Annotated in this window: 19 protein-coding genes and 1 tRNA gene; 7 read left to right on the top strand and 13 right to left on the bottom strand. The window is 71.9% G+C overall.

Annotated features, from left to right (window positions below; all coding sequences use genetic code 11):
* Nucleotides 1-22: 22 nt before the first annotated feature.
* The gene (locus ACFPZJ_RS08865; protein ID WP_381019312.1) at nucleotides 23-1,780 is read right to left on the bottom strand and encodes an SDR family oxidoreductase; all 1,758 of its coding nucleotides are present in this window, start codon (nucleotides 1,778-1,780) and stop codon (nucleotides 23-25) included.
* A gap of 210 nt (nucleotides 1,781-1,990) precedes the next feature.
* Between ACFPZJ_RS08865 and ACFPZJ_RS08860 the strand changes: the two genes are divergently transcribed.
* The 6 genes from ACFPZJ_RS08860 to ACFPZJ_RS08835 all read left to right on the top strand — a co-directional run bounded on the left by ACFPZJ_RS08860 (nucleotide 1,991) and on the right by ACFPZJ_RS08835 (nucleotide 6,477).
* Entirely contained in the window at nucleotides 1,991-3,010 is a 1,020-nt protein-coding gene (locus ACFPZJ_RS08860) for an ABC transporter ATP-binding protein (protein ID WP_381020134.1), read from the top strand.
* The gene (locus ACFPZJ_RS08855) at nucleotides 3,000-3,908 is read left to right on the top strand and encodes an ABC transporter permease (RefSeq protein WP_381019310.1); all 909 of its coding nucleotides are present in this window, start codon (nucleotides 3,000-3,002) and stop codon (nucleotides 3,906-3,908) included. The genes ACFPZJ_RS08860 and ACFPZJ_RS08855 overlap by 11 nt, the downstream gene beginning before the upstream one ends.
* Entirely contained in the window at nucleotides 3,905-4,816 is a 912-nt protein-coding gene (locus ACFPZJ_RS08850; protein ID WP_381019308.1) for an ABC transporter ATP-binding protein, read from the top strand. The genes ACFPZJ_RS08855 and ACFPZJ_RS08850 overlap by 4 nt, the downstream gene beginning before the upstream one ends.
* Nucleotides 4,817-4,827: 11 nt before the next feature.
* On the top strand, nucleotides 4,828-5,550 hold the full coding sequence (locus ACFPZJ_RS08845; protein ID WP_381019306.1) for an ABC transporter permease subunit: 723 nt from the start codon (nucleotides 4,828-4,830) through the stop codon (nucleotides 5,548-5,550).
* An 83-nt stretch (nucleotides 5,551-5,633) separates the two neighbouring features.
* The gene (locus ACFPZJ_RS08840) at nucleotides 5,634-5,900 is read left to right on the top strand and encodes an SGM_3592 family protein (RefSeq protein WP_381019305.1); all 267 of its coding nucleotides are present in this window, start codon (nucleotides 5,634-5,636) and stop codon (nucleotides 5,898-5,900) included.
* 485 nt (nucleotides 5,901-6,385) lie between these two features.
* A tRNA-Ser gene (locus ACFPZJ_RS08835) sits at nucleotides 6,386-6,477 on the top strand.
* Nucleotides 6,478-6,519: 42 nt separating this feature from the next.
* Here the strand turns inward: ACFPZJ_RS08835 and ACFPZJ_RS08830 are convergent.
* The 9 genes from ACFPZJ_RS08830 to ACFPZJ_RS08790 all read right to left on the bottom strand — a co-directional run bounded on the left by ACFPZJ_RS08830 (nucleotide 6,520) and on the right by ACFPZJ_RS08790 (nucleotide 16,413).
* Entirely contained in the window at nucleotides 6,520-7,338 is an 819-nt protein-coding gene (locus ACFPZJ_RS08830; RefSeq protein WP_381019303.1) for an HAD family hydrolase, read from the bottom strand.
* Nucleotides 7,335-8,612: a serine--tRNA ligase gene (gene serS / locus ACFPZJ_RS08825; protein ID WP_381019301.1), complete on the bottom strand. Its 1,278-nt coding sequence runs from the start codon at nucleotides 8,610-8,612 to the stop codon at nucleotides 7,335-7,337. The genes ACFPZJ_RS08830 and serS overlap by 4 nt, the downstream gene beginning before the upstream one ends.
* 560 nt (nucleotides 8,613-9,172) lie before the next feature.
* Nucleotides 9,173-10,105, bottom strand: a complete 933-nt coding sequence (pheA, locus tag ACFPZJ_RS08820) for a prephenate dehydratase (protein WP_381019299.1) — start codon at nucleotides 10,103-10,105, stop codon at nucleotides 9,173-9,175.
* A 60-nt stretch (nucleotides 10,106-10,165) separates the two neighbouring features.
* Nucleotides 10,166-11,452 (bottom strand): iron uptake transporter deferrochelatase/peroxidase subunit, encoded by a 1,287-nt coding sequence (gene efeB, locus ACFPZJ_RS08815; RefSeq protein ID WP_381019297.1) that lies wholly within the window; start codon nucleotides 11,450-11,452, stop codon nucleotides 10,166-10,168.
* Nucleotides 11,453-11,459: 7 nt separating this feature from the next.
* A complete protein-coding gene (locus ACFPZJ_RS08810; RefSeq protein ID WP_381019295.1) occupies nucleotides 11,460-13,436 on the bottom strand; it encodes a copper resistance CopC/CopD family protein in 1,977 nt (658 codons plus the stop codon).
* Between the two features lie 13 nt (nucleotides 13,437-13,449).
* On the bottom strand, nucleotides 13,450-13,917 hold the full coding sequence (locus tag ACFPZJ_RS08805) for a copper chaperone PCu(A)C (RefSeq protein WP_381019293.1): 468 nt from the start codon (nucleotides 13,915-13,917) through the stop codon (nucleotides 13,450-13,452).
* Nucleotides 13,914-14,567 carry an SCO family protein gene (locus ACFPZJ_RS08800; protein ID WP_381019292.1) on the bottom strand — a complete coding sequence of 218 codons (654 nt, stop codon included), beginning with the start codon at nucleotides 14,565-14,567 and terminating at the stop codon, nucleotides 13,914-13,916. The genes ACFPZJ_RS08805 and ACFPZJ_RS08800 overlap by 4 nt, the downstream gene beginning before the upstream one ends.
* A gap of 99 nt (nucleotides 14,568-14,666) precedes the next feature.
* Nucleotides 14,667-15,407 (bottom strand): YcnI family copper-binding membrane protein, encoded by a 741-nt coding sequence (locus ACFPZJ_RS08795; protein ID WP_381019291.1) that lies wholly within the window; start codon nucleotides 15,405-15,407, stop codon nucleotides 14,667-14,669.
* A gap of 169 nt (nucleotides 15,408-15,576) precedes the next feature.
* On the bottom strand, nucleotides 15,577-16,413 hold the full coding sequence (locus ACFPZJ_RS08790; RefSeq protein ID WP_381019290.1) for a hypothetical protein: 837 nt from the start codon (nucleotides 16,411-16,413) through the stop codon (nucleotides 15,577-15,579).
* Nucleotides 16,414-16,805: 392 nt separating this feature from the next.
* Between ACFPZJ_RS08790 and ACFPZJ_RS08785 the strand changes: the two genes are divergently transcribed.
* Nucleotides 16,806-17,270: an ATP-binding protein gene (locus tag ACFPZJ_RS08785; RefSeq protein ID WP_381019288.1), complete on the top strand. Its 465-nt coding sequence runs from the start codon at nucleotides 16,806-16,808 to the stop codon at nucleotides 17,268-17,270.
* 18 nt (nucleotides 17,271-17,288) lie between these two features.
* Here the strand turns inward: ACFPZJ_RS08785 and pdxR are convergent, their stop codons facing one another.
* The 3 genes from pdxR to ACFPZJ_RS08770 form a co-directional block, all read right to left on the bottom strand.
* A complete protein-coding gene (gene pdxR / locus ACFPZJ_RS08780) occupies nucleotides 17,289-18,719 on the bottom strand; it encodes a MocR-like pyridoxine biosynthesis transcription factor PdxR (RefSeq protein WP_381019287.1) in 1,431 nt (476 codons plus the stop codon).
* A gap of 152 nt (nucleotides 18,720-18,871) precedes the next feature.
* On the bottom strand, nucleotides 18,872-20,362 hold the full coding sequence (locus ACFPZJ_RS08775) for an aminopeptidase P family protein (protein ID WP_381019285.1): 1,491 nt from the start codon (nucleotides 20,360-20,362) through the stop codon (nucleotides 18,872-18,874).
* 77 nt (nucleotides 20,363-20,439) lie between these two features.
* Nucleotides 20,440-21,951 (bottom strand): PP2C family protein-serine/threonine phosphatase, encoded by a 1,512-nt coding sequence (locus tag ACFPZJ_RS08770; RefSeq protein ID WP_381019284.1) that lies wholly within the window; start codon nucleotides 21,949-21,951, stop codon nucleotides 20,440-20,442.
* Nucleotides 21,952-22,366: the final 415 nt, after the last annotated feature.

Below are 22,366 nucleotides of genomic sequence, written 5' to 3'. Positions count from 1 at the left end.
CTTGACCGCACTGCCGTTGACGTCACAGCGGCGGCCTCATGCGGGCGATCGCCCGCAACGCCCCGGGCGTCAGGCGCGACAGCACCCGCGCGACACGGGCCTCCGGCGTCACCGCGACCACCGCCTCGTCGCGCACCACCGCCCGCAGGACGGCGTCCGCGACCTTCTCCGGCGGGTAGCTGCGCAGGCCGTACAGGCGGGCCGCGCGCTGCTGGCGGCGGCGCTCCTCCGCCGGGTCCACGCCCGCGAAGCGTGCCGTGGAGGTGATGCCGGTGTTGACGAAGCCGGGGCAGACCGCCGTCACGCCGATCCCCTGCCCGGCCAGCTCGGCGCGCAGGCACTCGCTCAGCATGAGCACGGCCGCCTTGCTGGTGCAGTAGGCCGGCAGCGCCCTGGAGGGCTGGTACGCCGCCGCCGATGCCACGTTGACGATGTGGCCGCCCTGCCCGCGTTCGGACATCCGCCGTCCGAAGAGCCGGCAGCCGTGGACGACGCCCCACAGATTGACGTCGAGGACCTTCTTCCAGTCCTCGGCGGTGGTGTCGAAGAAGGAGCCGGACAGGCCGATCCCCGCGTTGTTCACCAGCACGTCCACCACGCCGTACTCGGTGGCGACCTTCTCGGCGAGCTTCTCCATGGCCTGCTCGTCGGATACGTCCACCGTCTCCGCCCAGGCCTCGGGCGCCCCGCTCAGTCGGCACCGTTCGGCGGTGCGGACCGCGGCCTCGGCGTCCCGGTCGACGGCCACCACACGCGCGCCGGACTCGGCGAAGGCGAACGCCGTCGCCCGCCCGATACCGCTGCCCGCGCCGGTGACCAGGACGAGCTGCCCGCCGAACCGGTCGGCGTACGCGCCGGAGGCCGGCGCCGGCGAGCCGCCGCCCTCGACGGACGTCACGAACTGCGTGATCCAGGCCGCCAGCTGGTCGGGCCGGGTGCGGGGGGCCCAGTGCCCGGTCGGCAGCGTCCGGCGGGTGAGCCGCGGAACCCACTCCTCCAACTGGTCGTAGAGCCGCTCCGACAGAAAGCGGTCCCCCAGGGGGGTGATGAGCTGCACGGGCGCGTGCGCGTACGCGTCCGTGCGCGGGCGGCGCAGCCTGGCCCGGACGTTGTCCCGGTACAGCCAGGCGCCGTGCGCCGCGTCCCTCGGCAGCGACGAGCTCGGATAGCCGCCGCCCGGCACCTTCTCGGCGCGCTCCAGGATCCTCGGCCAGCGCCTGCCGAGGGGCCCGCGCCAGGCCAGTTCGGGCAGCACGGGGGTGTGCAGCAGACAGACGTACCAGGACCTGGCGCCCTGGCCGAGGAGCTGGCCGACCCGGCGCGGGGTGGGGCGCCTCAGACGCCGGTCGATCCAGTGGCCGAAGTGGTCCAGGGACGGCCCGGACAGGGACGTGAAGGAGGCGATGCGGCCCTCGGTGCGGGCCGTGGTGACGAACTCCCAGGACTGCACCGAGCCCCAGTCGTGCCCCACCAGGTGCACCGGCCCGTCCGGGCTGACGGCGTCCGCGACGGCCAGGAAGTCGTCCGTCAGCTTCTCCAGCGTGAAGCCGCCCCGCAGCGGCTGCGGGGCCGTGGAGCGGCCGTGGCCCCGCACGTCGTACGCCACCACGTGAAAGCGGTCGGCCAGTCGCGCCGCGACCTCGGACCACACCTCCTTGCTGTCCGGATAGCCGTGCACGAGCACGACCGTCGGCTGCTCAGGGTCCCCCAGCTCCGCTACGCACAGTTCGACCCCGCCCGTGCGCACCCAGCGCTCGCGCGCCTCCTTGAGCACCGTCACTCCTCCTCCGCCCAGCGCCGCGCGTTCCCGCCGACTGCGGTACGTGCCCGTCCCGTGACACCGGCGAATGTGGCACCTTGTTAGAGCTCGCGTCAATAGGGTGGTGCCCGGCCGGGGAGCTCCGCGGTCGACCGACCGTGGTAACTCTCAAGCAGCACATCCCCTACGGGCCCGTACGACTGGAGGGGGACGCCGAGACAGCTCTGCGGTCTGACGACGTGCGTGGTCTGCGTCACTACTGTCGACGACGTGACTGTGATCGCGACCGAAAGCCTGAGCAAGCGGTTCCCCAGGGTGACCGCGCTTGACCGGCTCTCCGTGGACGTCGGGCCCGGTGTGACCGGACTCGTCGGAGCCAACGGTGCCGGCAAGTCGACACTGATCAAGATCCTGCTGGGCCTGTCCCCGGCCACCGAGGGCCGCGCCGAAGTGCTCGGACTCGATGTCGCCACCAAGGGCGCCGCCATCCGTGAGCGGGTCGGCTACATGCCGGAGCACGACTGCCTGCCCCCGGACGTCTCGGCCACCGAGTTCGTCGTCCACATGGCGCGCATGTCCGGCCTGCCGCCCACCGCCGCGCGCGAGCGCACTGCGGACACCCTGCGCCACGTCGGCCTGTACGAGGAGCGCTACCGCCCCATCGGCGGCTACTCGACCGGCATGAAGCAGCGGGTGAAGCTCGCCCAGGCCCTCGTCCACGACCCGCAGCTGGTCTTCCTGGACGAGCCGACCAACGGACTCGACCCGGTCGGCCGCGACGAGATGCTCGGCCTGATCCGCCGCATCCACACCGACTTCGGCATCTCGGTCCTGGTCACCTCCCACCTGCTGGGCGAACTGGAACGCACCTGCGACCACGTCGTCGTCATCGACGGCGGCAAGCTCCTGCGGTCCAGCTCCACCACCGACTTCACGCAGACCACGACCACGCTCGCCATCGAGGTCACCGACACCGACGAGCACCCCGACGGCACCCGCGCGGTCCGCGAGGCGCTGCACGCGCGCGGGGTGACCACCGAGGACGGCAGCGGCCTGCCGGGCTCCGGCCACGTCCTGCTGCTCACCGCGCAGGGCGAGGGGACGTACGACCTGGTCCGGGACGTGATCGCGGACCTGGGCCTGGGCCTGGTGCGCATGGAGCAGCGCCGGCACCACATCTCCGAGGTCTTCACGGCCGGGGAACACAGCAGCGACGAGCAGCGGAAGGAGGCGGTCGGCCATGTCCGTTGAGCAGCCCGTGGCGGCACAGCCGGGTGACCAGACCCGCATCCACAACATCGGCTACCGCACCTACGACGGCCCCCGCCTCGGCCGCGCCTACGCCCGCCGCTCCCTCTACTCGCAGTCCCTGCGCGGCGCCTACGGCCTCGGCCGCTCGGTGAAGTCCAAGGTGCTGCCGATGCTTTTGTTCGTGGTGATGTGCGTGCCCGCGGCCATCATGGTCGCCGTCGCCGTCGCCACCAAGGCGAACGACCTGCCGCTGGACTACACGCGCTACGCGATCGTCATGCAGGCCGTCATCAGCCTGTACATCGCCTCGCAGGCACCCCAGTCCGTCTCGCGCGACCTGCGCTTCAAGACCGTGCCGCTGTACTTCTCACGGCCCATCGAGACGGCCGACTACGTCCGCGCCAAGTACGCGGCGCTGGCCTCGGCACTGTTCATCCTCACCGCCGCCCCGCTGCTGGTGCTGTACGTGGGCGCCCTGCTGGCCAAGCTGGACTTCGCCGACCAGACCAAGGGATTCGCACAGGGACTGGTCTCCGTGGCTCTGCTCTCGCTGCTGTTCGCCGGCCTCGGCCTGGTCATCGCGTCGGTCACCCCGCGCCGCGGCTTCGGCATCGCGGCCGTGATCGCCGTGCTGACCATCACCTACGGGGCGGTCTCCACCCTCCAGGCCATCGCCGACGCACAGGGCAACGCCGACGTCGTGCCGTGGATCGGAATGTTCTCGCCGATCACCCTCATCGACGGCGTGCAGTCCGCCTTCCTGGGCGCGACCTCCGCCTTCCCCGGCGGGGTCGGCCCGAGCAACGCCGAGGGCGCCGTCTACGTCCTCGTCACCCTCGGTCTGATCGCCGCGACCTACGGCCTCCTGATGCGCCGCTACAAGAAGGTGGGACTGTGACCACGCTCTCCCTCGACCACGTATCCCGCTGGTTCGGCAACGTGGTCGCCGTCAACGACATCACCATGACCATCGGCCCGGGCGTCACCGGCCTCCTCGGTCCCAACGGCGCCGGGAAGTCCACCCTCATCAACATGATGGGCGGCTTCCTGGCCCCCTCCACCGGCACCGTCACCCTCGACGGACAGCCCGTCTGGCGCAACGAGGCGATCTACCGGCACATCGGCATCGTCCCCGAGCGGGAGGCGATGTACGACTTCCTCACCGGCCGCGAGTTCGTCGTCGCCAACGCCGAACTGCACGGCCTGGGAGCCAAGGCGGCCCAGAAGGCGCTCGCCACCGTCGAGATGGAGTACGCGCAGGACCGGAAGATCGCCACGTACTCCAAGGGCATGCGGCAGCGCGTGAAGATGGCCTCCGCGCTGGTCCACGACCCTTCCCTGCTCCTGCTGGACGAGCCCTTCAACGGCATGGACCCGCGCCAGCGCATGCAGTTGATGGACCTGCTGCGGCGCATGGGCGACGAGGGCCGCACCGTGCTGTTCTCGTCCCACATCCTCGAAGAGGTCGAGCAACTCGCCTGGCACATCGAGGTCGTCGTCGCGGGACGGCACGCGGCCAGCGGCGACTTCCGCAAGATCCGCCGCCTCATGACCGACCGGCCGCACCGCTATCTGGTGCGCTCCAGCGACGACCGCGCCCTCGCGGCCGCGCTGATCGCCGACCCGTCGACGTCCGGCATCGAGGTCGACCTCACCGAGGGCGCGCTGCGCATCCAGGCCGTCGACTTCGGCCGCTTCACGGCCCTGCTGCCGAGGGTCGCCCGCGACCGCGGCATCCGGCTGCTCACGGTCTCGCCGTCCGACGAGTCCCTCGAGTCCGTCTTCTCGTATCTGGTCGCGGCGTAGGAGGCCGAAAGATGTACGACCCCACAGTCGCCCGGCTCACCTACCGGGCCCTGCTCGGCCGCCGCCGGGCCCTCATCCTCGGCGCGCTGCCCCTGCTGCTCATCGTGATCTCCGTGGCCGTGCGCGGCCTCACCGGGGCCGACGACCAGGTGGCGGCGGACGTCCTCGGCGGGTTCGCGCTCGCCACCATGGTGCCGATCATCGGCGTCATCGCCGGCACGGGTGCGATCGGGCCGGAGATCGACGACGGTTCGGTGGTGTACCTGCTGTCCAAGCCGATCAAGCGGCCGACCATCATCTACACCAAGCTGATCGTCGCCATCGCCGTGACGATGGTCTTCTCCGCCGTGCCGACGCTGATCGCGGGCCTGATCCTGAACGGCAACGGCCAGCAGATCGCCGTCGCCTACACGGTGGCCGCGCTGGTCGCCTCCATCGCGTACGCGGCGCTGTTCCTGCTGCTCGGCACGGTGTCCCGGCACGCTGTGGTCTTCGGACTCGTCTACGCCCTGGTGTGGGAGGCCCTGTTCGGCTCCCTGGTGCCCGGTGCCCGCACGCTCAGCGTCCAGCAGTGGTCGCTGGCCGTGGCCCACAAGGTCGCCGACGGCGGGAGCCTGGTGACCTCGGACGTCGGTCTGCCGACCGCGACGGTGCTGCTGGCGGCGGTCACCGTGCTCGCCACCTGGTACGCCGGGCAGAAGCTGCGGTCCCTGACGCTCGCCGGCGAGGAGTGACGTGTCCCGCTCTTGACGGGGGTTTCACCTCCGTCCGTGCACACTCGGCAAAGGGGAAGCACCGTACGAAGGGGAGGGTGGGGATGGCAGAGGAGACGCCTCAGCACGAGGGGCGCGGACAGCCGGGCCGCCCGGGGCAGCCCGGGCAGACCGGGGACGTCTGGGACGACCTCGTCCTGGACGAGGACTTCGTCCGCGCAGCCGGCACCTCCGAACCCTCCGCCCGCGCCCGGATGCTGGCAGCGCGCTGGCGCCGCGAGGAGCCCGAACCGCAACCGTGGCGCTCCGACGAACCGCCAGCGGGCTGGTTCTTCAGCAAGGCACGCCGCCGCAGATGGCGGCGCCGCTAGACGGCCGGGGGCGACCGCAGATGGCGGCGCCGCTGGACGGCCGGGGGCGCAGGCTGGCCGGAGCGCGGGTTGCTGGTCGGGGGCTGCTGGCTGGCCGAGGCGTCGGGAGCGTCGGGGACGGCGGTGGCGGTCGAGGGTGCGGCCCGGGCTCCGACAGTTGGTCCGGGCCCCAGCCCCCGGCCGACCGTCGGCCCGGGCCCCCAACACCTGCGCCGACCCACGCACCGATTTATTCGGTGGCGCCCAACGCGTCCACCAGTCAGAGTGGTTGTGTTCACGCCGCCGGACCAGGCGTCCGGTGCCACGTTCTGGGAGAGGAGCCGGACGATGTCCATGCACGGCAGTACGTCCAGCTCCCGGCAGGGCAGCCCGCGGCGGGCTCCGGAGTAGTCGCTACCCGCTCCGTCGAGCCCGCCCCGCACGGGGAGCTGCCCGGGGCGGCCGCTTCGAGCACGCGAATCCCACTTCGCGTGGGCCGCCCACCCGGAGGATTGGCCGAGTGGTAAGGCACCGGTTTGCTAAACCGTGGTCGGGCCTGGAAAAGCCCGCGCACGTTCGATCCGTGCATCCTCCGCCACGCACCGCACCGCCCGGCACCGCACCGCACCAACCGAAACGCTCAGCCCAGCAACCGCTCCAGCACCACCGCGATCCCGTCCTCCTCGTTGGAGGACGTCACCTCGTCCGCCACCGCCTTCAGCTCCTCATGGGCGTTGGCCATGGCCACTCCGTAGGACGCCCAGGCGAACATCGGCACGTCGTTCGGCATGTCGCCGAAGGCGATCGTGTCGGCGGCCTTCGCACCGAGACGGCGGGCCGCCAGCGACAGCCCCGTGGCCTTGGACAGACCGAGGGGGAGGAGTTCGACGATGCCCTCGCCCGCCATCGTGACGGTGACGAAACCGCCGGCGGTGCGCGTGGCGACCTCGCACAGCTCGTCGTCCGTGAGCGTCGGATGCTGGATGTACAGCTTGTTCAGGGGCGCGGTCCACAGGTTTGAGGCGTCGGTGAAGGGCGTCGCCGGCAACCGGCCCTGCACCTCGTAGCCCGGCCCGACCAGCACCTCGCCGTCCAGGCCGTCGCGGCTGGCCGCCAGGTACAGCGGACCGGTCTCCGCCTCGATCTTGGCCAGCGCCAGACCGGCCAGCTGCCGGTCCAGCGTCACCGTCGTCAGCAGGCGGTGGGCTCCGGCGTCGTACACCTGGGCGCCCTGCCCGCAAACGGCGAGACCGTCGTAGCCGAGGTCGTCGAGGATGTGCCGGGTCCAGGGGACCGCGCGGCCGGTGACGACGATGTGCGCGGCGCCCGCCGCCGTGGCGGCGGCGAGCGCGTCACGGGTGCGCCGCGTGACCGACTCGTCGGAGCGCAGCAGCGTCCCGTCGAGGTCGGTCGCGATCAGCCGGTACGGAAAACCCCCGGGGGTGGCCGCCTCGCTCACTTGGCGACCGGTTCCAGGATCTCCCGGCCGCCCAGGTACGGACGCAGCACCTCGGGCACGCGCACGGAGCCGTCGGCCTGCTGGTGGTTCTCCAGAATCGCCACGATCGTGCGCGGCACGGCGCACAGCGTGCCGTTGAGCGTGGCCAGCGGCCGTACGGTCTTGCCGTCGCGGACGCGGATCTGCAGGCGGCGGGACTGGAACTCGGTGCAGTCCGAGGTCGAGGTCAGCTCGCGGTACTTGCCCTGGGTCGGGATCCACGCCTCGCAGTCGAACTTGCGGGAGGCCGAGGAACCCAGGTCGGCCGAGGCGACGTCGATCACACGGAACGGCAGTTCAAGCGAGGTCAGCCACTGCTTCTCCCACTCCAGCAGACGCTGGTGCTCCGCCTGCGAGTCCTCGGGAGCGACGTAGGAGAACATCTCCACCTTGTCGAACTGGTGCACGCGGAAGATGCCCCGCGTGTCCTTGCCGTGCGAGCCGGCCTCGCGGCGGAAGCAGGGCGAGAAGCCCGCGTAGCGCAGCGGCAGCCGGTCGGCGTCGATGATCTCGTCCATGTGGTACGCGGCGAGCGGCACCTCGGACGTGCCGACCAGGTACAGGTCGTCCTTGTCGAGGTGGTAGACGTCCTGGGCCGCCTGGCCGAGGAAGCCGGTGCCCGCCATGGACTGGGGGCGGACCAGCGCCGGCGTGAGCATCGGCGTGAAGCCGGCCGCGGTGGCCTGGGCGATCGCCGCGTTGACGAGCGCGAGCTCCAGGAGCGCGCCGACGCCCGTCAGGAAGTAGAAGCGCGAACCCGAGACCTTGGCGCCGCGCTCGACGTCGATCGCGCCGAGCAGCTGGCCGAGCTCCAGGTGGTCCCGGGGCGTGAAGCCCTCGGCGGCGAAGTCGCGGATCTCGCCGTGGGTCTCCAGGGTGACGAAGTCCTCCTCGCCGCCCACGGGCACGTCCGGGTGGACGAGGTTGCCGAGCTGGAGCAGCAGCTCCTGCGTCTCGGCGGCGGCGGCGTCACGGTCCGCGTCGGCCGCCTTGACGTCGGCGGCGAGCTGGCTCGCCTTCTTCAGCAGCTCGGCCTTCTCGTCCCCGCTCGCCTTGGGGATGAGCTTGCCGAGGGCCTTCTGCTCGGCGCGCAGCTCGTCGAAGCGGACGCCGGACGACCTGCGCCGCTCGTCGGCAGACAGGAGGGCGTCGACGAGCGCGACGTCCTCTCCACGGGCGCGCTGCGACGCACGCACACGGTCGGGGTCCTCACGGAGCAGGCGAAGGTCAATCACGCGGTCAAGGCTACCGGTGCGGGGTGAGGACCCACGACACACATTTCCGGTGGCGGCTTACGCTCAGTTATGGGTGAATTGCCCGTTGTGTTCCCACCTGTCAACAAAAGGCGTCTCACTCCCTGGAACGGGTCAGCCGGGCGGCACACCTTTGACTCGATTCCCTTGCGGGGAACGGGACTTGGCGTTTGGTTGTCCACAGGAATCCACACCCCCGGAAGAGTTATCCACAGCCTGTGTGGAAGATCTGTGGACTACGGAATTGATCACTCCGAAACGGACGACCGGCCCTATCGATTCCCGGTGTAAACCCGCCCTATCCTCACTTTCGAGTGGAAAGAGGTCACCCCAAAGAGTTGCGCAAGGGAAAACGGTGGACGAAGGGTGACCTGCGCATCGGTGGACGGAACGGGATCTGCAGGGCGATTTGTCGACCGAGTCGTGCTTCGTTGTCGACTTGTCCCCAGGTCGAGAAGCCCACCTGTGGATAACTCCTGTGGATAACGAAGATACGCAGGTAGCACTGGTTGAAATCCGGCGCTCCGCCCGCTCCGGTCGGGTCAGAACCGGCCGTCCTGGCAGCGCGCCACCCAGTCCGCCGCCGCCGCGAACTCGTCGTCCGAGGTACCGGGCAGCAAAGGCTCCACATCCCCCGGCTTCACATCCGCACGCGGGTACGAGCCGAGGAACCGCACCTGGAGGCAGATCCGCTTGAGCCCCGTCAGGGCCTCGGCCACCCGACGGTCCGAGATATGGCCCTCGGCGTCGATGCAGAAGCAGTAGTTGCCGATGCCCGCGCCGGTCGGCCGGGACTGCAGCAGCATCAGGTTGATGCCCCGGGTGGCGAACTCGCCCAGCAGATCGCGCAGCCCGCCCGGGTGGTCGTCGCGCTGCCACAGCACCACGGAGGTCTTGTCCGCGCCCGTCGGGGCGGCGGGCCGGGCGGGCCGGCCGACCAGCACGAACCGGGTCTGCGCGTTCTCCGCGTCGTGGATCCCGATCTCCAGGGGCTCGAGCCCGTACCGGGCGGCCGCGAACTCGCCGGCGAAGGCGGCGTCGTAGCGGCCCTCCTGCACCAGACGAGCGCCGTCCGCGTTCGAGGCGGCCGACTCCCAGGTCGCGTCCGGGAGGTTCGCCCTGAGCCAGTTGCGCACCTGCGGCTGGGCGGCCGGGTGGGCGGTGACCGTCTTGATGTCCGACAGTGCGGTGCCGGGGCGCACCAGCAGCGCGAAGGTGATCGACAGCAGCACCTCGCGGTAGATCATCAACGGCTCGCCCGCGACCAGCTCGTCCAGGGTGGCGGTGATGCCGCCCTCGACGGAGTTCTCGATCGGCACGAACGCGGCCTCGGCCTCACCGGTCCGCACGGCGTCGAGCGCGGACTGCACGGACACGTACGGGATCAGCTCCCGGGTCGCCGCCTCGGGGAGGGTGCGCAGGGCGACTTCGGTGAAGGTGCCCTCGGGACCGAGATACGCATAGCTCGCTGGCATGACCTCACCCTAATGGGCCCGCGGAAACGGCATCCTCCAAAGCCCACTCACGGGTGACTCTCATCCCTCCAGCAACTTCTGCCCCACGTACTCCCCCTCCGCCGCCCCGCCCGGCACCGCGAACAGCCCGCTCGCCTCGTGCCGGATGAACGACGACAGCGCGTCGCCACGGTCCAGCTTGCGCTGCACCGGCACGAAGCCGCGCAGCGGGTCGGCCTGCCAGCAGATGAACAGCAGGCCCGCGTCGGGCACCCCGTCCGCGTCGATGCCGTCGTGGTACGAGAACGGGCGCCGCAGCATCGCCGCGCCGCCGTTCTGGTCGGGCCGGGTGATGCGCGCGTGGGCGTTGACGGGGACGAGCAGGTTGCCCTCGGAGTCCGTCTTCTCCAGGTCCATCGCGGTCGTCTCGGTGCCTCCGGACAGCGGCGCCCCGTCGGACTTGCGGCGCCCGATGACGTCCTCCTGCTGCTTGACCGAGAGCTTCTCCCAGTCGTCGAGCAGCATGCGGATACGGCGGACGACGGCGTAGGAGCCGTTCGCCATCCATGCCGGCTCACCGTTCTCCGGCACGAAGACGCGCGCGTCGAAGTCGGGCTCGCTCGGCTTCGGGTTGCGGGTGCCGTCGATCTGGCCCATCAGGTTGCGGGCCGTCATGGGATGGGCGGTGGCACCCGGCGAGCGGTTGAAGCCGTTCATCTGCCAGCGGACCCGGGCGGCCGAGCCCGCCTCCTTCTGGATGGCGCGCAGGGCGTGGAAGGCGACGAGGGCGTCGTTGGCGCCGATCTGCACCCACAGGTCGCCGTTGCTGCGTGCCTTGTCGAGGTGGTCGGAGGAGAAGTCGGGCAGCGGGTCCAGGGCGACCGGGCGCTGCTTCTCCAGACCGGTCCTGCCGAAGAAGCTGTGGCCGAACCCGAAGGTGATCGTCAGCGACGACGGTCCGGCGTCCCGTGCCACGTCGGTGTCGCCGTGTGCGCTCGGCTCGCCCGCCATCAGCCGCCGGGCCGTGCCCGACCAGCGGCGCATCAGGGCCGCCGCCTCCTTGCGGCCCGCGCCCGCGGCCAGGTCGAAGGCGACGAGATGGCCACGGGCCTGGAGGCCCTGGAGGATGCCGGGCTGATGTTTCCCGTGAAACATCACCTCTCCGGCGCCCAGCGAGGTGAGCGGCACGGCCTCGGCGGGCCGGGCGGCGTACCCCACGGCCCCGCCCGCGGCACCGAGCACGAGCCCGGTCGCGCCGGCGGTGCCGAGCAGCAGCCGCCGGGAGATGCCCGCCTCGGGGGCGGTGCCGTGGGAGAGGGCCCCCTCGTCGAGGGGGCTACGGGCTTGCGGAATGGACTGGTCAGCCATGGTGCGTTCAGCCGATCTGCGCGTTCTTGGAGACGGTCACCTGGTCGATGTCGGAAGTCCGCACGGTCACGGCGACCTGCCAGTCGCCCGCCATGGGGATCTGCACTCCGTTCGCCGCCCAGTGTCCGGTGGTGATGTGGTCGGGGACGACGGGCAGCGGCCCGATGTCCTTGGCGGCGAGCGTGAAGGCCACCTTCACCTCGGGGACGTCGAAGGCGCGGCCGTTGGGCCGCTCCACGTACAGGTGCATCTCGTTGCCGCCCACCCGTGCGGGGTCGAGGTCGACCGTGACGACGCCCTTGCCGTCCTGGCCGCCGGTGTCGAACGGCATGTTCAGGGTCACCGCGCCCGAGGTTGAGGTCTGCCCGGACGACGACGCCGAGGTGGCCGCTCTGGCCTCCTCCTCCGTACGCCCGGGCTCGGTCTGCGTCAGCACGGTCGTGACGGCGAGCAGGACGACGGCGACCCCCGCCTCGGCGAGCACCGAGCGGCGCAGGCCGAACCGGTGGGGATCGGCGTCCCGCGCCCGCTTCTGCCGGGCGGCCTCGCGCGCGGCCCGCTGCCGGGCGAGTTGCGCGGCCCGTTCGGCGTCGGCCGGCTCCGAGCCGCGCTGTTCGGCGTCGGCCGGTCCGGCGTCGTCCCGCCCGGCCTTCGCCTGCCCGCTGTCGGCTCGGTCGTCGCCGGTACGCGGGGCCTCGCCGGCAGCCGTCCCGGCCGAGACGCGCTCCTTCGCCCGTTCGGCGGGCACCGGCACCGTCTCCGCCAACCGTCCGGTCCAGCGCCGCGAGATCCAGGCGGTTCCGACCAGCACCGCCACCAGACCGATCTTGACGAGCAGCAACTGCCCGTACCGGGTGTCGGTGAACGCCGACCAGGAGCCGAGCTGCCGCCAGGACTGGTAGGCCCCGGTGGCGACCAGGGCGAGCACGCTGCCGAAGGCGACGCGGGAGAAGCGGCGTACGGCGGCGGTGTCGACCGGTGTGTCGGCGGGCGCGCGGTACAGCGCCACGAGCAGGGCGGTCAGCCCGCCGAGCCAGGCGGCGACGGCCAGCAGGTGGACGACGTCGACCGGCATGGCGATGCCCGTCTGGAGCCCCGTCGAGGCGTGCTCGGACATCGCCCAGCTCGCGGCGATACCGGCCGCCACGACACTGCCGCCGACCGCGAGCCCGAAGGTCAGATCCTGCTTCTCCTCGTCCTCGCGCTTGTCATAGGTGCCGAACAGCACGGCGACGAACAGCGCCGCCGCCGCCAGCAGCAGCAGCCGGGACACCAGCGCCGCGCCGGTCTTGGTCTGCAGCACCTGCCCGACCAGGGCCAGGTCGAAGACGTCGCCGATCTTCCCGGAGCCGGTGTAGGAGCCGCGCAGGAGCAGCAGGGCGAGGGTGGCCGCGGTGAGCGCCACCCATCCCGAGACCACGAGCCGCTGCACCGCCCGTACGCCGGAGCCGCGCGGCCAGCAGGCCAGCACGAACGCGGCGCCGCCGGCCATCACGATGAACCCGGCGTACGACACGTACCGCCCGAGGCCGTACAGCCAGCCGACGATCCCGCCGCCCGCCTCCTGCCCGGCGACCGCGACGGAGGTCTTGGACGGGGCGCCGATGGAGAAGGTGTAGGCCCCGGCGACAGGGTGGCTGTCCGCCGACACCACCTGGTAGCTGACGGTGTACGTGCCGTCGGGCAGTCCGCTGTGGAGGTCCACGGCGTACGTGGTGCCGCTGACGTCGAACGGCTTGCCGGTGTCGACCCGCTTGCCCTTGGGGTCGAGCACCCGCAGGGCGTCGTCGGACATGGCGACCTGCTCGGAGAAGGTGAGCGAGATGCGGTCCGGGGCCTTGTCGACCACCGCCCCCTGCCGGGGGTCGCTGCCGGTCAGCGCGGCGTGCGCGGAGGCCGGACCGGCACCGGCGAGCAGCGCGCAGGCCGCCGCCAGGAGCAGCAGCACCAGGGTCCGGACGCGGGGGGCGATGGTCTGCGTCACAGGGGTCCCTCCCTCAGTGTCCGGTCGCCGGGGTGTACGTGGGCGGCTTCACCGGCATCTCCACCGTGACGGGGCCGGAGTGGGCGAAGCGCAGTTCCACGGAGACCGTCTGGCCTTCCTTCGGCTTCCGCTTCAGCTTCTCGAACATCAGATGGTTGCCGCCGCTCTTCAGCACGAGCCGGCCGTGTGCGGGGATCTCCAGGCGGGTGACCTCCTGCATCGCCGAGCCGACCGTCTCGTGCACGGTGACCTGCCCGGCGACATCGCTCGTCACCGAGGTCAGCTCGTCCGCTGCACCGCCCTTGTTGCTGATGGTGAGGAAACCGGCGGCCATCTCGTCGGAGACCGGCTGCGGCATGTAGGCGGAGCCGACGGACAGCTCAGCCTTCCCGCCGCCGGAGCCCGGGCCGGAGTAGGTACCGCAGCCCGCGAGGGCCAGCGCCCCGGCCAGGACGGCGGCCGCCGGGGCGGACCGCCTCACGGGTTCTCCCCCTTGATGATCTCGGGGAGGTCCTTGGTGTAGTCCTCTACCTTGGCGTCCTCGCCGTAGAGCACGTAACCGCCGTTTGTCTTCGGCGAGAAGGCGATGACCTGGGTGCCGTGCTCGGAGACGACCTTGCCGTTCTTGTCCTTGCGCGGCGGGTCGATGGAGATGCCGAGCGTGCGGGCACCGGCCTGGATGGTCGCGAAGTCACCGGTCAGCCCGATGAACTGCGGGTCGATGCCGTTGATCCACTTGCCGAGCTCGGCCGGGGTGTCCCGCTCTGGGTCGGTGGTGACGAACACCACGCGCAGCTGGTCCTGCTCGGCCTTGGGCAGCTGCTTCTTGGCCACGGCGATGTTGTTCATCGTCAGCGGGCAGATGTCGGGGCAGTGGGTGTAGCCGAAGTAGATCAGCGTGGGTTTGCCCGCGGTCTCCTTGCGGAGGTCGTACTTCTTGCCCTGCGTGTCGGTGAGGACCAGGTCCGGCTTCACGAACGGCTTGTCGAGGACGGTGGCGGCCTTGTCGGAGGCGGCCTCCTCGGACACCACGGCGACGGGCTTGTCACCGGGGTCGCCGCTGCCGCAGGCGGTCAGGGTCAGGGAGGCGGCGGCGAGCAGGGCGGCCGCGGCGAAGGTCTTGTAGCGCATAGAAATATGTCCCAGATGTGAGTACTCCGGCGCGCACCGGGGTCGCCCGGATTCGAGGCCCGGACGGACGGCCCGGTGCGCGCCGCGAACAACGACGGCTCAGGCGTTGCCGCGCCGGCGGCCGGCGAGCACGCCGTACGCCACGCCCGCCGCGCCGATCACGATGCCGACGACGCCCAGGACGCGGGCGGTGGTGTCGGTGTCGTCGGAGCCGGAGGAGGCGGCGGGGGCGCTGGCCGAGGCCTTCTCGGCCGACGCGGCGCCGTCGGAGGGCTCGTCGCTCGGGAGGCCGTGGTGGCCGTCCTCGGCGGCGGACAGTTCGAGGACCGGCGCCGGGTTGTCCGGCTCGGCCTGGCCCTTCTGCGGCACCTCGATCCAGCGGACGACCTCCTTGTTGGAGTACGTCTGCAGGGCCTTGAAGACGAGCTGGTCGGTGTCCTCGGGCAGCTGGCCGATGGAGAGCGGGAACTTCTCGAAGTAGCCGGGCTCGATTCCCTTGCCGTCGGCGGTCCAGGTGACCTTGGTGACGGCCTCGGAGATCTTCTCGCCGTGCATCTCGATCGGCTTGTCCAGCTTGGACTTGGTGACCTCGATCTTCCAGCCGGGCATCGGCTCCGGCATCACCGAGGCCAGCGGGTGGTCGGTGGGGAAGGCCACCTCCAGCTTGGTGGTCGAGGCGTTGTCGCGTTCGTTGGGGACCTTGAAGTCGACGACCGCGTAGCCGCCCTTGGCAGCCGTGCCCTCGGGCTGCACGGAGACGTGCGCGACGGCGGGGACGGACAGGGCGAGAACGGCGGCGCCGGCGACGGCACCGGCGGCGGCGATACGGGAAGCCTTCATGGCAGGAGCACTCCGCTTGAGTGAGATGTCGATGAGGAAGAGGCGTACGCGCGCGTGCAGGTGCCGTCGGCCGGACGGCTCCCGGGGCGCGCGGAACACGGACGCACACGCGCGTGGCGCACGACGACGCGTCCTGCCCCGGGTCGAGCGGAGCGGTGGTCGCGTCGTGTCAGGCGGCCGGGGCGGGTGCGGCGGCAGCCGGCGGGCCGCGCCTGATCACCGTGTGCTGGAGTGCGGTGGAACGGAGCTTCGGCAGTTCGAACAGGGCGGTACCCGGCAGGCACGGGCGTACGTCCGGCGCCCCGGGCAGCCCGGCACGCAGGGCGCGTACCAGCGCGAGCGCCGCGCGCAGGGAGCGTACGAGCGCCCCTTCGGCGACTCCGTGCGCCGACTGGGCGGACAGGTCCATCAGCCGCAGCAGGGCCAGATCACCCCGGCGCAGCAGCCAGCCCGCGACCAGCGCCGCGAGGACGTGGCCGAGCAGCATCGGCAGGGACGGCAGCAGCGACGCGGTGGAACCCGCGGCGGTGGACATGGCGTCCGCCGGGTCGTGGGTGTGTACGCCCGGAGCCGGGTAGAGCCGCGCCTCGGTGAGGATGCGCTGGGCCTGGGCGGGGCTGATCGCCGCCGCCGTCGTCCCGCACACCAGCCGCGCGGCCTGCTCGACCAGCGTGGCGTCGGACAGCGACCCGGCAGAGCCCGCGGCCCCCGCCGGGCCCGTCGACGCCCCGTGCTGACCCAGCCCGAACAGCGTGTGCAGCACGGTCTGGCCGATCGCCAGCAGCGCCGCGATCCCCGTCAGGGAGCGATCGCGCCCGGTGAACGGCACGGCGACCGCGACCGTCCCGAGGAATCCGGCCCCCAGCGCCCACGGCGGAATCGCGGCGCACGAGGCGAGCGCGTGACCGGCCCCGGCCAGCACGACACAGACCGCGGCGAACACCGCGGCCCGCAGGATCCGGAGCTCTCCTCCGGAGCGCGCCGTGCGCGGGTGGGGGGCAGACATGGCGGCCTCATCATCGCACTGGCCGCGCCGGCGCCGTACGGCAGGTCCGCAAGATGCCGTACGACCGGAAGGTCACCGTCTGACCGAGCCGCCCCGACTCACCGGCCACCCCGAGTCGGATCGGGCCGCCCCCGATTCCGACCGATCTGCCCCCGAGTCGGATCGGGCCGCCCCCGATTCCGACCGGGCCGCCCCGACTCGGATCGGGCCGCCCCGAATCCGCCCGGGCCGCCCCAAAGGCCCCGCACCCACCGGCCGGGCCGCCCCACATACACCGATCGAGCCGGACGCGCATCCGCCGTATGGGCGGCATCACGTCAACTTCGCGCTTACGCCCGGCAACTGAGGGCAATACGTAACGGTATGTCGAGCCGCGGCCGGGAGGCTGGAGCATGAGCATCTGGTGGTCACTCCATCTGCGGCGTGAAGCTGCGAGCGTGCCGCTCGCCCGGCGCCTGCTGCTCGGCACGATGGAGACCGCGGGCGTCGATCCCGACATCTCCTACGACCTCTCCGTCGCCCTCAGCGAGGCCTGCGCGAACGCCGTGGAGCACGGCGGGGGAACCGCCCAGGGCGGCTCCTCGGAGGCCTACCGGGTGACCGCGTACCTCGACGGCGAGAAGTGCCGTATCGAGGTCGCCGACGCGGGCCCCGGGTTTCCCGGCGCGGCCTCCGGCCGCTCGCGCCCGCCTGCCCGGCCCGCGCCGTCCGACGCGGAGAACGGCCGCGGCCTGTGCCTGATCCAGGAGCTCGCCGACCACGTCCACATCGGCAACAAGCCGGGGCGGGGCGGGGCGGTGGTCAGCTTCGACAAGATCCTGAAGTGGAAGAAGGACGCGCCGCTGATGGCGGTGTAGCCCACGGCGGCAACGCCCTCACGGGTCCTGCGACGGTCCCTCCGACGGCCCGACACGGCCTGCGCAGCGAGGCCCCTGGCCGCCCGCCCCCCGCAGCACCTTGCCCAGCACCTCCAGTGCCTCCGGATACACCCGCTCGCGGGGCGTCCCGTACCCCACCACCAGCCCCTGCGGGCGCCCGTCGCCCGGCGCGTGCCAGTGCTCGCCCAGGCAGCCGACCGCGAGGCCCTCCGCCTGTGCCCGTGCCAGCACCTCCGCCTCGTCGTCGACCTCCACCAGCGCGTGCAGCCCGGCCGCGATGCCGCGGACGCCGCGCTGCGTTCCGAGCTGGTCCAGCAACTGGTCCCGGCGGCGCCGGTACCGCAGGCGGCACGCGCGCACGTGGCGGTCGTAGGCGTGACTGTCGATCAGCTCGGCGAGCGCCAACTGCCCGATGGACTCGGTGTGGTGGTCGCTGTGCAGCTTGGCGTCGGCGACCGCGTCGACGAGGTGCGGCGGCAGCACCATCCAGCCGAGCCGCAGCGCCGGCCCCAGGGTCTTGGAGGCGGTGCCCAGGTAGACGACCTGCCCCGGCGCCATCCCCTGGAGCGCGCCGACGGGCTGCCGGTCGTAGCGGAACTCCCCGTCGTAGTCGTCCTCGACGATCAGCCCGCCACGCGCGCGTGCCCAGTCGGTGAGCGCCCGCCGCCGCTCCGGGTGCAGGGTGACACCCGTCGGGTACTGGTGGGCGGGGGTGACGACGACGGCCCGGGAGTCGCCCAGCCGCTCGGGACGCGCGCCCCGTGCGTCGACCGGCACCGGCACCACGGTCCCGCCGTTGTGCCGCACGACCTCCCGGTGGAACGGCAGCCCGGGGTCCTCCATGGCGATCTCCCCGCCGTCCAGCACCCGCGTCAGCAGCGCCAGCCCCTGCACGTACCCGGAGGTGATCACGATCCGCTCGGGCGGCGCGATCACCCCGCGTGCCCGCCCCAGAGAACCCGACAGCGCGGTCCGCAGCTCGATCCTGCCGCGCGGATCGCCGTAGTCGTACGCCAGGGAGGGCGCCGTCGCGATCGCCCGGCGCAGCGCCCGCAGCCAGGCCGCCGCCGGGAACGTCCCGACGTCCGGGCTGCCGGGCCGCAGGTCGAAGCGCGGCACACGCGCGCGTGCCGGAACGTTCGGCTGCTCGTCGCGGACGGACGGCAGCTCGGCGACCCGGGTGCCCGACCCCTGCCGAGCCGTCAGGTACCCCTCGGCGACCAGCTGGTCGTACGCCGCCTTCGCCGTGCCCCGCGAGATGCCGAGCTCGGCCGTGAGCCGCCGGGTCGCCGGCAGCCGGGTCCCGGGCGCCAGCCGTCCGTCCCGCACGGCGTCCCGCAGCGCCCGCTCCAGCCCCGCTCTTCGACCGTCCCCCGAGTCCGGCTCCAGGTGCAGGTCCACCCCGACACCGGACCAGAAGTCGTTCACTGAGAACCCCCGTTCAGTGCGGCATGCCTGAAAGGGCGCCCGAAGCGGTGCCGCAAGCGACTCCGCCGTGTGGGCGCGACCAGCCCTCTCCTACCCGCACACCGCGACAAAAGGCCGGGCACCCCCTGGGTGCCCGGCCGTGAAGACCAACGTCAGCCCTTCAACGAGGCCATCCAGTCCTCGACCTCGCCCGACCGCCGGGGCAGCGCGGCGCTCAGGTTCCGGTTGCCGTCCTCGGTGACCAGGATGTCGTCCTCGATGCGCACCCCGATGCCCCGGTACTCCTCCGGCACGGTCAGGTCGTCGGCCTGGAAGTACAGCCCCGGCTCGACCGTCAGCACCATGCCCGGCTCCAGGACACCGTCCACGTACGTCTCCGTCCGCGCGGCCGCGCAGTCGTGCACGTCCATGCCGAGCATGTGGCCGGTGCCGTGCAGCGTCCAGCGGCGCTGCAGACCCAGTTCCAGCACCCGCTCCACCGGCCCCTCGATCAGGCCCCACTCGACCAGCTTCGCGGCCAGCACCCGCTGCGCTGCGTCGTGGAAGTCGCGGTACTTGGCGCCCGGCTTCACGGCCGCGATCCCGGCCTCCTGGGCCTCGTACACGGCGTCGTAGATCTTCTTCTGCAGCGCGCTGAAGCGGCCGTTGATCGGCAGCGTGCGCGTGACGTCGGCGGTGTAGTACGTGTGCGTCTCCACGCCCGCGTCCAGCAGGAGCAGGTCGCCGGAGCGGACCGGGCCGTCGTTGCGCACCCAGTGCAGTGTGCAGGCGTGCGGACCGGCGGCGGCGATGGTGCCGTAGCCGACGTCGTTGCCCTCCACGCGCGCGCGGAGGAAGAACGTGCCCTCGATGTAGCGCTCGGACGTCGACTCCGCCTTGTCCAGCACACGGACGACGTCCTCGAAGCCGCGGACCGTCGAGTCGACCGCCTTCTGCAGCTCGCCGATCTCGAAGTCGTCCTTGACCAGCCGCATCTCGGAGAGGAAGACGCGCAGTTCCTCGTCGCGCTCGGCGGTGACCTTGTCGTTCAGCGCGGCTTCGACGCCGGCGTCGTAGCCACGCACGACCCGCACCGGACCGGTCGCCTCGCGCAGCTTGCCGGCCAGCTCGCGCACGTCGGAGGCCGGGATGCCGTACAACTGCTCGGCCTCGGTGAGGGAATGGCGGCGGCCCACCCACAGCTCGCCCTGGCCGTCCAGCCAGAACTCGCCGTTGTCACGGTCGGAGCGGGGCAGCAGGTAGAGCGTCGCCCGGTGGCCGTCGGCCGTGGGCTCCAGCACCAGGACGCCGTCCTCGGTCTGGTTGCCGGTGAGGTACGCGTACTCGACCGACGCCCGGAAGGGGTAGTCGGTGTCGTTCGAGCGGGTCTTCAGGTTGCCCGCGGGGACGACCAGGCGCTCGCCCGGGAAGCGGGCGGAGAGCCTGGCGCGGCGGGCGGCGGTCTCGGCGGCCTGGGGGATCGGCCGCAGATCGCGCAGCTCGGTGTCGGCCCAGCCGGTCCTCATGTTCTCCGCGAGCTCGTCGGACACGCCCGGGTACAGTCCGTTCTTCCGCTGTTTGATCGGCTCTTCGCTCTCGTCCGGGCCCGCTGCGTCGGCAGCAGGATCAGCTGCTGCCGGGGTGAGCTCCTCCGCCACGGTCATCCTCCTCGATACGGCGCTGGACCCCCTCCACTGTACGGCCGTACGTAAGGGGGCCCAGGGGCCGGTGACGAGGCGCGTTACTCGAACCTCGCCGCCAGCAGGACGACGTCCTCCTCGCTGTCGGCGGACCGGCCCTCGGGGAGCGCGGACCGCAGGACGTGGTCGGCGATCGCGCCCGGGTCGCCGCGCAGTGCCCTGGGCACCCCGGCCGCCGCCGCGTGCAGTCGGGCGAAGGCGCGGTCGGTGGGGTCGCCGGTGCGGTGCAGCAGCCCGTCGGTGTACAGCAGAATCGTCTCTCCGGGCTCCGCGTGGATCTCCACGCTGGGCGCCTCCCAGCAGGCGAGCATGCCCAGGGGAGCCGAGACCGAGGTCTCCACGAACTCGGTGCGCCGCGCGCCGATCAGCAGCGGCGGACTGTGCCCGGCGCCGGCCAGTGTGATCTTGCGGGCCGCCGGCTCGCAGTAGCCGAACAGCGCGGTGGCCGAGCGGGCGGGCTCGGTCAGCCTGAGCAGCAGCTCCAGGTCGGACAGGACGGCGACCGGGTCCTCGCCCTCCATCACCGCGTACGCCCGCAGGGACGCCCGCAGCCGCCCCATCGCGGCGACCGCGCTGGGCCCCGACCCGGTGACGGACCCGACGGCGAGGCCGAGCGCGGCCTCGGGCAGCGGCAGCGCGTCGTACCAGTCGCCGCCGCCGCGCGGGCCGGTGCGGTGCCGGGCGGCCAGCTGCATACCGGGGACGCGCGGCAGGCGCGAGGGGAGCAGTTCCTCCGAGATCGTCGCCATGCACGCGCGCGTGCGCTCGACTTCCACGAGCCGGGCGAGGTGCTCGGTGGCGTAGCGGGCGTACAGGCCGACGAGGTGACGCCGGCGCTCGGACGGCTCGGCGGGCTCGTCGTAGAGCCACACTGCGGCGCCCAGGCGGCCGGCGGCCTCGGTGGTCAGGGGAAGGGCGTAGCTCGCCGCGTAGCCGAGGCGGGCGGCGACCTCGCGGTGGCGGGGGTCGAGCCCCTCCGCGGCGAGCAGGTCGGGCTCGGCGATCTCGCGGTCGCCGCCCGGCAGGCCGTCGAGGATCCTGCCGTACGACAGGGAACCGCGCGGCACGGTCTCGATGTGGCCGAGATCGGAACGGCTCAGGCCGAGGCCGATGGTGGTGTCCGGGCCGACGCCGTCGGCGGGCTCCAGCACGACGAGACCGCGCCGGGCGCCCACCAGGGCGGCTCCGGCGCGCAGGAGTTCCTCGAGCGCCTCGCCGAGCGCGCCCGTGCGGGCCAGGCGTTCGGTGAGTTCGTGGAGGGTGGTCAGGTCGGAGACCCAGCCGGCGAGGCGGTCCTGCAGGACCGCACCGGGTGCGCTCAGGGGGTTCGGCGGGGTGGTCGGGGAGGAACCCGCCGCGGCGGACGCGACAGTGTGTGCGGGGGCCGGAACCGTTGAATCGATTCCAGCCACTTTCGGAGGGTGCGGGGCGTTCATGGCGTCCGGCTTTCCGGCCGGTGCGTACTGCTCCAAAGCATCGCAAACCCCCATGTCATTCTGCGTCGCCAGCAGTGTCTCCACATGTACACGCACTCGTGAGGAGATGTCCAGCATTGTCCTGCTGGTATTCCTGGTGTCCATGAGGCTCGAGGGGCCTCGTCGTCAACTCCTTACAGAAGGGCAAAGTTGGCTTAAAACAGCCGCAGCCAACGGCATATTGCGGTCGACTGGGCTTGCTCGACGGAGCGTCACAGCGGTCGTGATGGGTACGTACTCGGTGAAGGCCAGGGGTGGTCGGGAACCACCCGGAACCTGGTGACGGACCCGGGCGTCTTAACCACCGACGACCGTGCCCCATCCTCCCGTGGTGGAGGCGGAGAGAAATACGCGCGACGGCAAAACGCCAGACTTCGCCACCCCACGCCAGGCCCATGCTTGTGACAGACGCGGTATGGGCGCAGCGGCCGCGGATGCAGCCAGTGCTCGACCCATAGGGGTTTCCCTTGCCTCCGGCTGGGGTGTGATGCGC

The organism is Streptomyces bullii (genome assembly GCF_042657145.1).
GTDB classification, from domain to species: domain Bacteria; phylum Actinomycetota; class Actinomycetes; order Streptomycetales; family Streptomycetaceae; genus Streptomyces; species Streptomyces bullii.
Note: the sequence above shows the minus strand (reverse complement) of the source record. Positions and strands in the feature narration are given on the sequence as shown.

What these genes read in the sequence shown, in the direction of transcription:
- ACFPZJ_RS08785 (WP_381019288.1), top strand. Translation starts at nt 16,806, where the DNA reads ATGAGCATCTGGTGGTCACTCCATCTGCGGCGTGAAGCTGCGAGCGTG.
- ACFPZJ_RS08840 (WP_381019305.1), top strand. Translation starts at nt 5,634, where the DNA reads ATGGCAGAGGAGACGCCTCAGCACGAGGGGCGCGGACAGCCGGGCCGC.
- ACFPZJ_RS08845 (WP_381019306.1), top strand. Translation starts at nt 4,828, where the DNA reads ATGTACGACCCCACAGTCGCCCGGCTCACCTACCGGGCCCTGCTCGGC.
- ACFPZJ_RS08770 (WP_381019284.1), bottom strand. Translation starts at nt 21,951, where the DNA reads ATGCTGGACATCTCCTCACGAGTGCGTGTACATGTGGAGACACTGCTG.
- ACFPZJ_RS08800 (WP_381019292.1), bottom strand. Translation starts at nt 14,567, where the DNA reads ATGCGCTACAAGACCTTCGCCGCGGCCGCCCTGCTCGCCGCCGCCTCC.
- ACFPZJ_RS08790 (WP_381019290.1), bottom strand. Translation starts at nt 16,413, where the DNA reads ATGTCTGCCCCCCACCCGCGCACGGCGCGCTCCGGAGGAGAGCTCCGG.
- ACFPZJ_RS08775 (WP_381019285.1), bottom strand. Translation starts at nt 20,362, where the DNA reads ATGACCGTGGCGGAGGAGCTCACCCCGGCAGCAGCTGATCCTGCTGCC.
- ACFPZJ_RS08795 (WP_381019291.1), bottom strand. Translation starts at nt 15,407, where the DNA reads ATGAAGGCTTCCCGTATCGCCGCCGCCGGTGCCGTCGCCGGCGCCGCC.
- efeB (WP_381019297.1), bottom strand. Translation starts at nt 11,452, where the DNA reads ATGGCTGACCAGTCCATTCCGCAAGCCCGTAGCCCCCTCGACGAGGGG.
- pheA (WP_381019299.1), bottom strand. Translation starts at nt 10,105, where the DNA reads ATGCCAGCGAGCTATGCGTATCTCGGTCCCGAGGGCACCTTCACCGAA.
- ACFPZJ_RS08855 (WP_381019310.1), top strand. Translation starts at nt 3,000, where the DNA reads ATGTCCGTTGAGCAGCCCGTGGCGGCACAGCCGGGTGACCAGACCCGC.